This window comes from Kitasatospora sp. NPDC059599 (assembly GCF_042735125.1).
Classification (GTDB): Bacteria; Actinomycetota; Actinomycetes; order Streptomycetales; family Streptomycetaceae; genus Kitasatospora.
Window position 1 is genome coordinate 1 of the sequence record NZ_JBHWCL010000222.1, and the last position, 12,045, is coordinate 12,045.

The following is a 12,045-nucleotide window of genomic DNA, read 5'->3' on the forward strand; positions in this document are numbered from 1 at the left end:
TGGTCGCCCGCGGCCGCGGCGGCGCCGCCACCGAGGTGGCGGCCAACGTGGTCGAGGTCAGCGGCAAGCCCGAGGACTGGACGCTGTCCACCCTCACCGCGGTGGAACTGCTCGCCGTGGTGCTCGTCCCGCCGCTGCTCGGCCGCCGGCTGCTGCGCCGCCGCAACGGCTCGGACGGCACCTCGTGACCGCCCCGGTGCTGGAGAAGCCGGACGTGCGGCCGGCCCCGGCGGCCGAGCAGCGGCCCGCCGCCACGGCCGCCCCCGCCCCGCCCGCCGTCCCGCCCGGACGGCGGCGGTTCCTCCAGGGCGCCTGGGCGGTGAGCCTGGCGGCCGCGCTGGTGCTGGGCTTCGTCGGGTACCTGTTCACGCTCTCGCACGTCCAGGAGCGGCACTACCAGTCCACCGCCTACAAGACCTTCCGCGACCAGCTGGCCCGGGCCGTCGCCCCGACCGGCCCGGCCGCCGACGGCGACCCGGTGGCCCTGCTGGACATCCCGGCGATCGGCCTGCACCGGGCCGTGGTGGTCGAGGGCACCACCGGTCGGGACCTGATGCGCGGCCCCGGCCACCGCCGGGACACCGCCCTGCCCGGCCAGGGCGGCGTCGCGGTGGTCTTCGGCCGCGGCGCCACCTTCGGCGCGCCGTTCGCCGAACTGTCCGGGCTGCGGATCGGCGACAAGATCGAAACCACCACCGGGCAGGGCACGTTCACCTACACCGTCAACACGTACGGCGACGGCGACCACCCGATCGCCGACCAGGCCCGCAACCGGCTGGTCCTGGTGACCGGAGACTCCGACTGGATCCCCGGCACGACCGTGCTGATCGGCGCCCGGCTCGACGGCGACCCCGGACAGAACCCCGGCGGCCGGCCCGCGACCGTCCCGTACGACAAGGCGCTGGCCGCGGACAAGGGCGCGCTGGCCACCTTGCAGCTGTGGTCGCTCGGCCTGCTCGGCGCCGTGTTCGGCGCCCTGGTGCTGGCCCGGTTCTGGCGGCGCTCGGCCGCGTACCTGAGCCTCGCGCCGGTGGTCGGCGCGCTGCTCTGGGCGGTCTACGAGAACGCCGCCGCCCTGCTGCCCAACCTCTACTGACGCGCGCCCGGAGGACGTACCGATGACCGACGCACCACTGACCGACGACCCGGCGACCGACCCGGCCGCCGACACCCTCACCCTGCCCCCGGTCGCCCCCGCGCCGGCCGCCCCCGCCTCCCCGGCCGTCCCGTACGGGGACCGGCCGTACGCCGACGGTCACCCCGGCGGCGAACCGCTGGCCGGGCTGGAGACCCGCGACGTCTCCGCCTGGTTCGGCAGCCGCAAGGTGCTGGAGCGGGTCTCGCTGGCCATGCCGGCGGGCGGGGTCACCGCGCTGATCGGCCCGTCCGGCTGCGGGAAGTCCACCTACCTGCGGATCCTCAACCGGATGCACGAGATGGTGCGCGGCGCCGCCCTCTCCGGCGAGGTCCTGCTGGACGGGGACGACGTCTACCGGCCCGGCCGGCGCCCCGCCGAAGTGCGGCGCCGGATCGGCATGGTGTTCCAGCGGCCCAACCCCTTCCCGGCGATGTCCATCCAGGACAACGTCTCCAGCGGGCTCAAGCTGGCCGGGATCAAGGTGTCCAAGGAGGAGCGGCAGCACCTGGTGGAGACCAGCCTGCGCCGGGCCGGGCTCTGGGACGAGGTGTCCGGCCGACTGCACACCCCGGGCGGCGCGCTCTCCGGCGGGCAGCAGCAACGTCTGTGCATCGCACGGTCGTTGGCCGTCTCGCCGGACATCCTGCTGATGGACGAGCCGTGCTCCGCGCTCGACCCGACCTCCACCCGGCGGGTCGAGGAGACCATCGCCGAGCTGCGCGGGCGGCTCACCATCGTGATCGTCACCCACAACATGCAGCAGGCCCAGCGGGTCTCGCAGACCTGCGCGTTCTTCCTGGCCACCCACGACACCCCGGGCCGGATCATCGAGGCCGGGCCGACCGGGCAGGTCTTCGGCAGTCCGCGCGACCAGCGGACCTCCGACTACGTCAACGGGCGCTTCGGGTAACGGTGTTCAGCGCGGGGGGCTGCTCGGCCGGCCGAGCCCGAGCAGCTCCTCCAGCACCGCCGCCACGCCGTCCTGCTCATTGCTCACCGTGTGCAGCGGCACCGCCGCCAGCACCTGCGGGTGGGCGTTGGCGACGGCGTACGCGGTGCCGGCCCAGGCCAGCATCTCCAGGTCGTTCGGCATGTCGCCGAAGGCCACCACCTCGGCGCGGTCGATCCCGTGCCCGGCGCACCAGCCGGCCAGCGTGCTGGCCTTGGTGACGCCGGGCGCGCTGATCTCCAGCAGCGCGATCGGCGCCGAGCGGGTGATCTCGGCCAGGTGCCCGGCCGCCGAGCGGGCCTCGGCCAGGAAGGTGTCCGGATCGAGCTCCGGGTGCTTGGCGAGCAGCTTGAACAGGCCGCGGACCGGCCCGCCGGCCCCCAGCAGCTCCTCCGCCGAGCCGACCGCGTGCTCCAGGTCGTCGCCCCACATCGGCACCGCGTAGCCGTCCTCGCGGGCCCAGCCGTCCGGGTACTCGAAGGCGAACGCGGTGCCCGGCAGCTTGGCCCGCAGCACCTCGACCACCGCCAGCGTGGTGTCCACCGGCAGCGGGAACGACTCCAGCAGCTCGCCGCGCCGCACGTCCACCACCGCGCCGCCGTTCGAGCAGATCGCCACCCCGTGACCGCCGATGTGCGGGCTCACCTGCTGCATCCAGCGCGGCGGCCGCCCGGTCACGAACACCACCTGCACCCCGGCCGCCTCGGCCGCCGCCAGCGCCGCGGCGGTGCGGTCGGTGACGGTGCCGCCGGAGCAGAGCAGGGTGCCGTCCAGGTCGGTGGCGATGAGGCGGGGGGCGGTACGGGGTTCGGTCACCGGTCCATCTTCGCCCATCGACGCCGCCGGGTCACCGGCACGGTCGGCGCCGGGGCCGGGCCGGGCAAGGAGGTGCTCCGGGGGCCGCGCTCGGCTCGATCCGGCCCTTCGTACGCCCTTTCCGGCCGATCCCGTGATCGCCCCGGGTGTCCCGGCGCGGCCCGGGGCAGGAACCGGGCACGGCCACCCCGTCGGCAGGAAGAGCCATGCCCACTCGCGAGCTCCGTGACCAGCCGCCCCCGACCGTCCGCCCCGACCGCTCCGGCCCGGGGCCCTCCGGCCCGGACACGACCGGCCCGGGCACGACCGGCACCTCGCGCGACCCGGTCCTGATCGGCGAGGTCCTCTTCCACACCCTCGCGGACCTCGCCCGCCGCACCGCCGCCCCGAGCCTCCCGGCGCAGCGCACCCGCCCGCACCCGTAGCGGACCGTCGTCGGGCCGGTGCCCGGAAACGCCGGAGGCCTCCCGGCAGCTCGCGGTGCGAACTGCCGGGAGGCCCCTTTCACGGGTTCCCGAGGGTGTCCCGGGCGTCCTAGTGGAGCGCCAGCGACAGGGCGGTCACGTTCGAGTTGTCGACCGGGATCGGAGCGTGGAACCAGTTGCCGTCGGCGCTGTGCACCTCGTACAGCTTGCCGCCCTCGATGGCCTGGATCACGCGGTCACCGCCGGGGGTGATCTTGCCCGAGAGGGAGGTGATGTTGCCGGTGACACCGGGGATCACGCCGTCGTGCCAGCCGTCGGAGGCGCTGTACACCTCGTGCAGCTGGTTGTTCTTGATGGCCGAGATCACGCGGACACCGGAGGTGTTGTAGTTGAAGCTCAGCGCGGTGATGCCGGACAGGCCCGGGATCACGCCGTCGTGCCAGCCGTCGGAGGCGCTGTAGATCTCGTGCAGCTCGCCGCCCTTGATGGCCTCGATGACGCGGTCACCCGACGGGCTGAAGCTGAAGCTCATCGCCGTGATGCCGGACAGACCCGGGATCACGCCGTCGTGCCAGCCGGTGTTGTCGGTGTAGATCTCGTGCAGCTCACCGTTCTCGATGGCCTCGATCACCCGGTTGCCGTTGGCGTTGTAGGTGAAGCTCAGCGCGCTGAGGCCGGTGACGCCCGGAACGACGCCGTCGTGCCAGCCGGTCAGATCGGTGTAGACCTCGTGCAGCTGGCCGTTCTCCACGGCCTCGATCGTCCGGTCGTAGCCCGCGTTCGGGTTGCAGACCAGCTTCATGACCTTGTCGGCGTCCGGGGTGCCCAGGCCGGTGGCCATGTCGTAGCCCGAGGTGGCCGCGTACAGGCCGCCCTGGATGCCGATGTCGTTGTTGCCCGAGGTGACGTCGTTCAGCGCGGGGATCCCGTGCTTCGCGGCGTAGTAGAACGCGGGGGCGAGGAAGCCCACCCGGCCGGTGCAGCCCGGGTTGTTCTGGTGCGCCGCGATGGCGGCCCAGAGCGGGGCGGAACCGCTGGTGCCGCCGACGATCATCCAGGAGCCGGCGCCGGTGGAGACCACGTAGCCGGTCGACGGGTCGGCGTTGGCGGCCACGTCGGGGACCTGACGGCAGACCGTACCGGCCGCGCCCTGGCACTGGTTGTTGTAGCCCGGGCCGTAGAAGCCGGCCTGGTAGGCGCCGCCGTTCTGGGCCCAGCGGGAGATGCCGCCGCCGCTCGCGCCGCCGTTGCGGTTCCACACCGACTCGGAGACGGTGCCGCCGTTGCTGCTCAGGGTCGTGCCGCCGACACCGGTGACGAGCGGCTGGCTCGCCGGGTCGGAGGTGCTCAGCAGGTTGGTGATGTTCGCCGGAGCGCCGGCGTTCTTCAGGTAGTTGCAGCCGCTGGAGCCGTCGTCACCCGAGGCCGCCACCACGGTCTGGCCCTGCAGCGCGGCCTGCAGGAAGATGTCCCGCTCGGCGACCAGGTCGCTGGTTGCCATCACCTGGTCGCAGACGCCCCAGCTGGTGGTGACCACCTGGGCGCGGTTGTCCGAGACGATCTGACGGTAGGTGTTCTGGATGTCCGCCTGGGTGGCGCGCGAGGCGTCCGGGCCCTGGTAGACCAGCACGTTCGCGCGCGGCGCGAGGCCGATGACGGTGTCGATGTCCAGCGCGGTCTCGACGCCGACGCCGTTGTTGGTCGGCGGGGCCTGGTAACCGGTGTTGACCCGGACCCGCTGCACCGAGGCGTTGGTGCCGAAGCAGGACTGGAAGGCGCTCAGACCGGCGTCCGAGTAGTCCTCCAGCGCGAAGACGGCGACGGTCGTGCCGAAGCCGCCGTCGGTCATGCCGTTCAGGCCGTAGGCCGAGGCGAGCGCGGAGGGGCTGAAGTAGTCCTTGCCGTCCGTCTTTCCGGGGAACGCCGCGGCAGCGCCGCCGCACATCGCCGGGTAGGCACCGGCGGCGGCCGTCGCGGCCGGGTGCGCGAGGCCCGTGCCGGCCTGGCCGGTGGCGCCGATCACGTGGCTGCTGTGCGCCTGGGCCAGGGTGTTCAGGCCGACGACGCCGGTGATCGCCCCGGCCACGTCGGAACGCACCGCGGGGGCGGCGGTGTTCAGGAAGCCGGTCCGGCCGTCGGGCGTCGCGTAGCCGGCCAGGTCCACGTCGAAGGACTTCTTGGCCTGGGCGACGGTGGTGGAGACCGGGATGGTCAGGCCGTCGGCCGCGAGCGCGCCGGGCTTCAGACCCTGCGCCGTGAGCGCCTGGCTGACCTTGGCGACGGTGGCCGGGTCGGCGCCGAAGCGCTGCGCGAACTCACCGGTCTGCAGGAAGTGGTGGTACTGCGGCGACGTCCTGTCGCTCACCGCGGCGGCGAGCGCGTTGGCGCCGGCCTCGTTGCGGGACTTCAGGTGCACGCTCAGCTGAACCGGGGTGTCGTCCGCCGGGTCGGCCGTCTTGGTGGCGTCCCCCGGGGCGGTCGGCACGCTGCCGACGCGCTGCGTCGTCGGGGCGTCGGCGTGGGCGGCCGGCAGGCCGGCGTAGGTGACCAGGGCAACGGTGGCTATGGCCAGGGTGGCCGCGCGGGACAGCGGCTTGGCCGTCCAGGGCAGCCGGGCGTTCGGCGTCGGATGAGACATCCGCGCTCCCCCCAATTTGATGAATCCGATGGACTCTCGAACGAAGGTCCGACGGGAGTTCTATCAGGCCGCGGGGACACCCCCGCAACCGAATACCCCCTCAGCGCCGCGCGGGGGTCCCGGAGTCGCCTCGCACAGGGTCGTCGGCATGCGACTGGGCACGGTGATCCTCCCTGTCCACGGGTGGAACGAGGGTCAGAAGACCAGGCGCCTGCGGTCGTTCCGGGACGGGCCCTGGTTCGGCCCCGTTCCGGCCCTCACCGCCGCCACGGCCTTCGCCGCTCCCGACTCCCAGCAGCAGAGCCGCGCCCGGCGGAGTCGAGCCGGGCTTCGGTGGCGATCGGGGCCGGCTCCGCCCGGCGGCGCGGGCGGAGCGGGGCTGCCGTTCAGGAGGAGAGGCGGTTCAGTGCTGCGGTGGCGATGCCTTCGACGTACTTCGGGGCGTCGGTGGGCCGGCGGGTGAGCTCGACGACGGCGACCCTGGTGCCGCTGCGCAGGACCGCGACCCCGCCGCTGACGGCGCCGTCGCCGTTGTAGGCCGGGTACCAGCGGGCGGTGCCGCCGGTGACGTTCAGGGTGTGGGCCGCGCCGTAGTGCCAGTGGCCGGCGGGCTCGTCCTGGCAGTCCTGGACGAGCGCGACGAGCTGCTTCTCCCAGGCGGCGGCGTCGGTCCCGGTGGGGGCGCTCGCGGCCGACTCGATCAGCATGCCGTCGGTGTCGAAGGTCCAGTTCACGGACGCGTACGCGGTGGCCCCGTCCTTGGTCAGGTCGCGCATCGTCTCCTCGCCGGAGCAGGCGGACAGCCCCTGGCGTCCGGTCAGCGAAACGGTCGCGCCGACCGGGTTCAGGCCCTGCTGGAAGTCCTCGCTCTGGACGAGCTCGGCGGAGCCGAGTCGGGGCGCGGCGGCCGCGACCGCAGTCGGGCGGGCGGCGTCGTGCGCGGCCCCTTCGGCGGTGGCCGACTGGGTGCCGACGACGCTGGCCGTGATCAGTGCGGCGGCGAAGCAGGCCGCGGCGGTGACCCGGTTGCGGCGAACGGACTTCTGCTGGACGGTCTGGTTCTCGGTCATCTGGTCCCCCTGCTGGTCGGGACGCCTGCTGCGTCCTCGTACAACCGGGGAGATGCCGCCGGAGGAGGGAAAGCCGGAGCCTCGACCGGCTGTTTCACAGCTGTGACAGAGCGGTCCTGACGACGCGGTCCATCGCGGCCGTGTCCAGGCAGGCGTAGACCTCCAGCACCCCGTAGTGGTTGCCGCTGCGCAGCACGGCGATGCCGCCGCAGGGTTCCTTGCCCTCGGGCGCTGTGCCGCTGGTGTTGAGCGATCCCTGGTAGAGGCCCATCCAGCTCGCGGTGACGTCCGGGGCGAGCCGCAGTGTCGTGGTCCTCCCGTAGACCCAGTGCCCTGGCGGTTCCTCCTGGCAGGGCACCTCCTCCAGCAGCAGGCGCTCGCTGAAGTTCTGCGCCAGAGAAGGGCTCAGGGTCTCGGCGGCGACCTCGCGGGCGACCTGGCCGTCGCGGCCGGCGGCCAGCGTGGGGTCGTCCGGGCTGGCGCGGGGGCTGGTCATCAGCCCGCGGAAGTGGGCACCGGGCCCGCCCAGGGTCTGACCGAGGGTCTTCTCGCCGGTGCAGGCCGCGTTCGCGTAAGCCCCGTCGCCGTATCGGTCGGTGACGTGGATCCGCCCGATGTCGAACTCCGGGCTGAACGCCGCCGGTTCCAGAAGGTTCGCGGTCGTCACCGGCCCGGTCGCACCGGTCGGCGGGGCGGAGCCGGAGGCCGAGGACGCGGGCGTCGGGACGGACCCGCCGGGAGTCGCGGGAGCGGACGCGCCCCGGGATGCCCCGTCGGTCGCGGCACGCGAACCCGCTGCCGGGTGCGCGGTGGCTCCGGAGGTCGGCGGCAGGACGAACCGGCCGGTCACCAGCCCGAGCGCGGCGGCGGCCACCAGGGCGGCGACGGCGGACCGGAGCCGGACGACGGCGTGGCCGCCGCCCGCCGCGGGGTCGCCGTTCACGGACCGATGACCAGGCGCTCGCGCATGAAGTGGCGAGCCCGGTCGATACGGTCCTTGACCGTGCTCAACGGGGCGTCCAGCTGCTCGGCCACCTGGACGTAGGTCAGGTCGCCCAGGTCGCGCAGCACGAAGGCCTCCACCAGGGTGGGGTGCCGCTGCTCCAGCGCGGCCAGCGCCTCCATCAGGTCGAGCCGGGTCCCGGCGATGACGCTGGTGGTGTGCGGGTCGACGGACTCGGGGAGGTCGGCGTGGCTGTCCTCGGCACGCCGGCGCATCGAGCGGTAGGTGGACCGGGCGGCGTTCGAGGCGATCACTGTCACCCAGCCCTGGAAGGAGCCGTGGCCGCCGTACCTGCCCAGGTGCGTGCTGATGGACAGCAGCGCGTCCTGCGCCGCCTCCTCCGCGTCGGCGTGGTGGGGCAGGAAACGCGAGCAGCGGCGCAGCACCACCGGCCGCAGCCTGGCCAGCAGGTACTCCATCGACCCCGGGTCGCCTGCCTGAGCAGTCGTCACGAGCCGTTCCAGCTCGGCTTCCTCGAACACCCGGATCCCCCCGTCTCGTCCCGCCCGGCCTGCCACCCGTCGACGGGAGTTCCGCACTCCCCCCGACTCCGGCAGAATGCTGCCACATGCGCAAGCTCGGCCGTTACCTCCTCACGGAGCGGCTCGGAGCCGGCTCCTTCGCGACGGTCTGGAAGGCCTACGATCCGGAGCTCGACACCGAGGTCGCGGTGAAGGTGCTGGCCGAGAACTGGGCCGCCAACGCCGATGTGCGGGAGCGGTTCCTGGCGGAGGCGAGGCTGCTGCGCCGGATCGCCAGCCCGCGGGTGGTCCGGGTACACGACGTCGGAGTGCAGGAGGACCGGCCCTACTTCGTCATGGACTACGTACGCGGCGGCACCCTGGCGGACCGGGTCGGGCAGTGCGACCCGCAGGAAGCGCTGCGGCTGGCCGCGGAGGCGGGCTACGCGGTCCAGGTCCTGCACGAGGCGGGCGTGGTGCACCGCGACGTCAAGCCGTCCAATCTGCTGCTCGCCACCGGCCCCGCGCCCGCCGCGGTGCTGGTGGCGGATCTGGGCAGCGCGAAGCAACTGGCCGACGCGTCCGGACTGACGGTGACCACGGGCACGCCCGCGTACATGGCACCGGAACAGGCCTTCCAGACCGGCGGGTTCGACGGGAGGGCCGACGTGTACGCGCTGGCCGTGGTGGCCTACGAGCTGCTGACCGGGCAGAAGCCGTTCGGCCCGGGCGGGCGCGCCACGGCCCTGATGACCGGCCGGCCGACCGCCTCGACGCTGCCGGCGCTGCCCACCGGAACGGAGCTCCCGCCGAACGTCGCCCTGCTGCTCCGGGCCGCGATGTCCGTCGAGCCGGCGGACCGGCCGCCGACCGCCAGGGCCTTCGCGGACGCGCTGCTGGCTCCGGTCCCGCAGTCCCGGCCCCCGGAAGGCCCGGCGTGGCTGACCCCGCGCGCGGTCCTTCTGGCGTCGGGCACGGTGTTCACGTCGACGACCCTGCTGAGCTGGCTGCGGCGTTGAATCCGACGGGGAGCCGGTCCGCACCGGCGGTCGTGTCCCCATCCCTGACGCGTCCCTGAACCGGGGCCCGGACGGGCAGGCCCCGACTGCGCTGCCGGACCGGAGGACCACCGCCTTCGAGCCTCGTCCGCATAGTGCGGCCAACCACCCATTTTCATACGGGAGTCGGGGGTATATCGCACACCTTCCGGGCCGCTCGAGTGGAGCGATCCCGGCCGATGAGTACGCCCCACCAGCCGACCCGGAGAACGGGTCCAGCACGATCTCCAGGGCTGCTTTTGAGTCGACCCCCCAGGACACCCCGACTGGCGGCGCGTATCCGTCCGTACGACGGGCAGCCCTGGCTGGCGTCCCTGGCGGGCGCCGAGCTGGGCGTCGCACGCCCCCGACAGAAACAGGTAATCCGATGACTGCCATCGACGACTCGCCGGTCCGCGACCCCGAGGTGCTGCGTGCGGACATGGTCCGCGCGCTGCGCGACCAGGACGGGATCAGGTGGCGGTGCTCCGGAACCGCCTGGAACGCAAGATGCCGCCCGTGCAGGCCCTTGTGCGCCCAGCAGCGGCCCGATACTCCGAGTGCGCCAAGTGCCACGACCCGATGGCCCAGCCGGGCATCTGCCGCCTGTGCGTGGGCCTCGACACCCGTACGCTCGGCGTCGGACGAAGCGAAGCGGCAGCCCGCGTCGGTGCCGCACGAGTCCGGGACGCGATGCGCGCCGCGAAGGCCGCGCTGCAGCTCGGCCCTGACGTGGTGGTCGCCAGGTGAAGGCTCGCCGATCGCCACCCGCGAATCCAGGACCGGGTGCCCCTTGGGGCGGGCGGAGCCTGGCGCCGTCAGCGGTGCCCGGCCACGGTCAGCTTCAACGCTGTCGAGATCCTCTGCTCCGGACTTGAGGGCCTCGTGGACGACGCTCTCGCGAGGGGTGAAGGACTCAAGGTGCACACCCTTACGGAGCTGTGCGAGATGGACTCGGACGCCGATCTTGTTGCTCGGCGCTCAGTTCAGCCCCGTGACTGACGGGACGCATTCTCCTCCCCCCGGTTAGGGTCGATGACATGCGTCTCAGCACAGTGATCCTCCCCATCCACCGGTGGGCCGAAGGACAGAAGATCTGGCGACGGGCCGAGGACCTCGGGTTCCACGCCGCGTACACCTACGACCACCTGTCCTGGCGGTCCTTCCGCGACGAGCCGTGGTTCGGGTCGATGCCGACCCTGACCGCGGCGGCCACCGCGACCGAGCGCCTGCGGCTTGGGACGCTCGTAACATCGCCGAACTTCCGGCACCCGGTGACGTTGGCGAAGGAGCTGATCACGCTGGACGACGTGTCCGGCGGGCGGCTGACGCTGGGGATCGGGGCCGGCGGCACGGGCTACGACGCGACGGCGATGGGCCAGGAGGCGTGGTCGCCGAAGGAGCGGGCGGCCCGGTTCGGCGAGTTCCTGCCGCTGCTGGACGAACTGCTGCGCACCGACGCCACCACCCGCGAGGGCACGTACTACTCGGCGGTCGAGGCGCGGAACATCCCCGGCTGCGTGCAGACGCCGCGGGTGCCGTTCTACGTCGCCGCGACCGGCCCGCGCGGGCTGAAGCTGGCCGCCGAGTACGGGCAGGGCTGGGTGACGTACGGAGACCCGAAGGGCCCGGCGGACGTGCCGGTCGAGCAGGCGCCCGCGGTGATCGCGCAGCAGATCGGCAAGCTGACGGCGGCCTGTGAGGCGAGCGGCCGGGACGTGGCCGAGCTGGAGAAGGTCCTGCTCCAGGGCTCGACGGCGGAGAAGCCGCTGCAGTCGCTGGACGCCTTCGTCGACTGGGCGGGGACGTACCGGGAGCTGGGCATCACCGAGCTGGTGATCCACTGGCCGGTCCCCGACTCGATCTTCGAGAACGACCTCGCCGTCTTCGAGCGGATCGCCACCGAGGGCCTGGCGCAGCTGGGTTGATGCCGTTCCGTCGGGGCGCCGCTCCCCCGGGGCGCCCCGGGGAGAGGGCCGCGACGGACAGGTCGGTGATCGGCCGGTCCGGCGTCGGGGTGAGACGCTAGTCTGTCCGCCGCACCTTCAATCTGATCATGCGTTACAACGGGGGTTCCTTCGCCATGTCTGCTTCCAGGAGACTGCTCGCCACCGCTCTGGTCGCCACCGCCGCGCTCGGCCTGGCCGCCTGCGGACCGGACGACTCGTCGGACCAGGGCGCGGGAGGCGGGTCGAGCACCGCGACCGCCGCCCCGACCACCGCCGCTCCCGGCCCGACCACCGCCGCCCCGGCCGGCACCGGGAAGCCCGCGCCGACCGGCGCCCCGACCGGCACCCCGGGCGCGTCCGGCGAGCCCGAGGGCTTCTGCACCCACGAGCCGCTGCCGGCCGGCCAGAAGTGGATCTACCCGGTGAAGGGCACCACCGCGACCACCCTGGTCTACAAGGAGACCAAGGACGTCTGCGGCATCGACGACGTCGGCTTCGACCCGGTCGGCGCCGACAAGAGCGCCGCGTTCGCGCCCACCGCCAAGGGCCACCTCCGCTC

Annotated in this window: 12 protein-coding genes and 1 pseudogene; 8 read left to right on the top strand and 5 right to left on the bottom strand. The window is 73.3% G+C overall.

Translation table 11 applies throughout. From position 1 onward, the window contains the following. The 3 genes from ACFV04_RS41440 to ACFV04_RS41450 all read left to right on the top strand — a co-directional run. Positions 1-188 (top strand): hypothetical protein (locus ACFV04_RS41440; protein ID WP_380536268.1); only part of this gene is annotated, 188 nt, incomplete at its 5' end. Next, positions 185-1,096, top strand: a complete 912-nt coding sequence (locus ACFV04_RS41445) for a sortase (RefSeq protein ID WP_380536270.1) — start codon at positions 185-187, stop codon at positions 1,094-1,096. The genes ACFV04_RS41440 and ACFV04_RS41445, both read left to right, overlap by 4 nt. A 22-nt stretch (positions 1,097-1,118) precedes the next feature. Beyond that, a complete protein-coding gene (locus ACFV04_RS41450; RefSeq protein WP_380536272.1) occupies positions 1,119-2,048 on the top strand; it encodes a phosphate ABC transporter ATP-binding protein in 930 nt (309 codons plus the stop codon). Between the two features lie 6 nt (positions 2,049-2,054). Here the strand turns inward: ACFV04_RS41450 and ACFV04_RS41455 are convergent, their stop codons facing one another. Continuing rightward, on the bottom strand, positions 2,055-2,921 hold the full coding sequence (locus tag ACFV04_RS41455) for an HAD family hydrolase (protein ID WP_380536274.1): 867 nt from the start codon (positions 2,919-2,921) through the stop codon (positions 2,055-2,057). Positions 2,922-3,109: 188 nt separating this feature from the next. Here ACFV04_RS41455 and ACFV04_RS41460 point away from each other — a divergent pair, with 188 nt between their 5' ends. Further along, on the top strand, positions 3,110-3,328 hold the full coding sequence (locus tag ACFV04_RS41460; protein ID WP_380349315.1) for a hypothetical protein: 219 nt from the start codon (positions 3,110-3,112) through the stop codon (positions 3,326-3,328). Between the two features lie 109 nt (positions 3,329-3,437). Here the strand turns inward: ACFV04_RS41460 and ACFV04_RS41465 are convergent, their stop codons facing one another. The 4 genes from ACFV04_RS41465 to ACFV04_RS41480 all read right to left on the bottom strand — a co-directional run bounded on the left by ACFV04_RS41465 (position 3,438) and on the right by ACFV04_RS41480 (position 8,491). Continuing rightward, positions 3,438-5,966, bottom strand: a complete 2,529-nt coding sequence (locus ACFV04_RS41465; protein ID WP_380536276.1) for a protease pro-enzyme activation domain-containing protein — start codon at positions 5,964-5,966, stop codon at positions 3,438-3,440. A gap of 386 nt (positions 5,967-6,352) precedes the next feature. Further along, positions 6,353-7,036: a hypothetical protein gene (locus ACFV04_RS41470; protein WP_380536278.1), complete on the bottom strand. Its 684-nt coding sequence runs from the start codon at positions 7,034-7,036 to the stop codon at positions 6,353-6,355. 94 nt (positions 7,037-7,130) lie between these two features. After that, complete coding sequence (locus ACFV04_RS41475) at positions 7,131-7,979, bottom strand: hypothetical protein (protein WP_380536280.1); 849 nt, start codon at positions 7,977-7,979, stop codon at positions 7,131-7,133. Then, positions 7,976-8,491, bottom strand: coding sequence for an RNA polymerase sigma factor (locus ACFV04_RS41480; protein ID WP_380536282.1), 516 nt, complete (start codon positions 8,489-8,491; stop codon positions 7,976-7,978). Before ACFV04_RS41480 ends, ACFV04_RS41475 begins: the two co-directional genes overlap by 4 nt. Before the next feature lie 116 nt (positions 8,492-8,607). On the opposite strand from ACFV04_RS41480, the gene ACFV04_RS41485 reads away from it, so the two are divergent. The 4 genes and pseudogenes from ACFV04_RS41485 to ACFV04_RS41500 form a co-directional block, all read left to right on the top strand. Next, entirely contained in the window at positions 8,608-9,519 is a 912-nt protein-coding gene (locus ACFV04_RS41485; RefSeq protein ID WP_380536284.1) for a serine/threonine-protein kinase, read from the top strand. A 537-nt stretch (positions 9,520-10,056) separates the two neighbouring features. Then, entirely contained in the window at positions 10,057-10,287 is a 231-nt protein-coding gene (locus tag ACFV04_RS41490; RefSeq protein ID WP_380536286.1) for a hypothetical protein, read from the top strand. Positions 10,288-10,577: 290 nt separating this feature from the next. Beyond that, complete coding sequence (locus ACFV04_RS41495; protein ID WP_380349301.1) at positions 10,578-11,465, top strand: LLM class flavin-dependent oxidoreductase; 888 nt, start codon at positions 10,578-10,580, stop codon at positions 11,463-11,465. 128 nt (positions 11,466-11,593) lie between these two features. Further along, a pseudogene (locus ACFV04_RS41500) lies at positions 11,594-12,045 on the top strand (hypothetical protein); the annotation flags it as partial.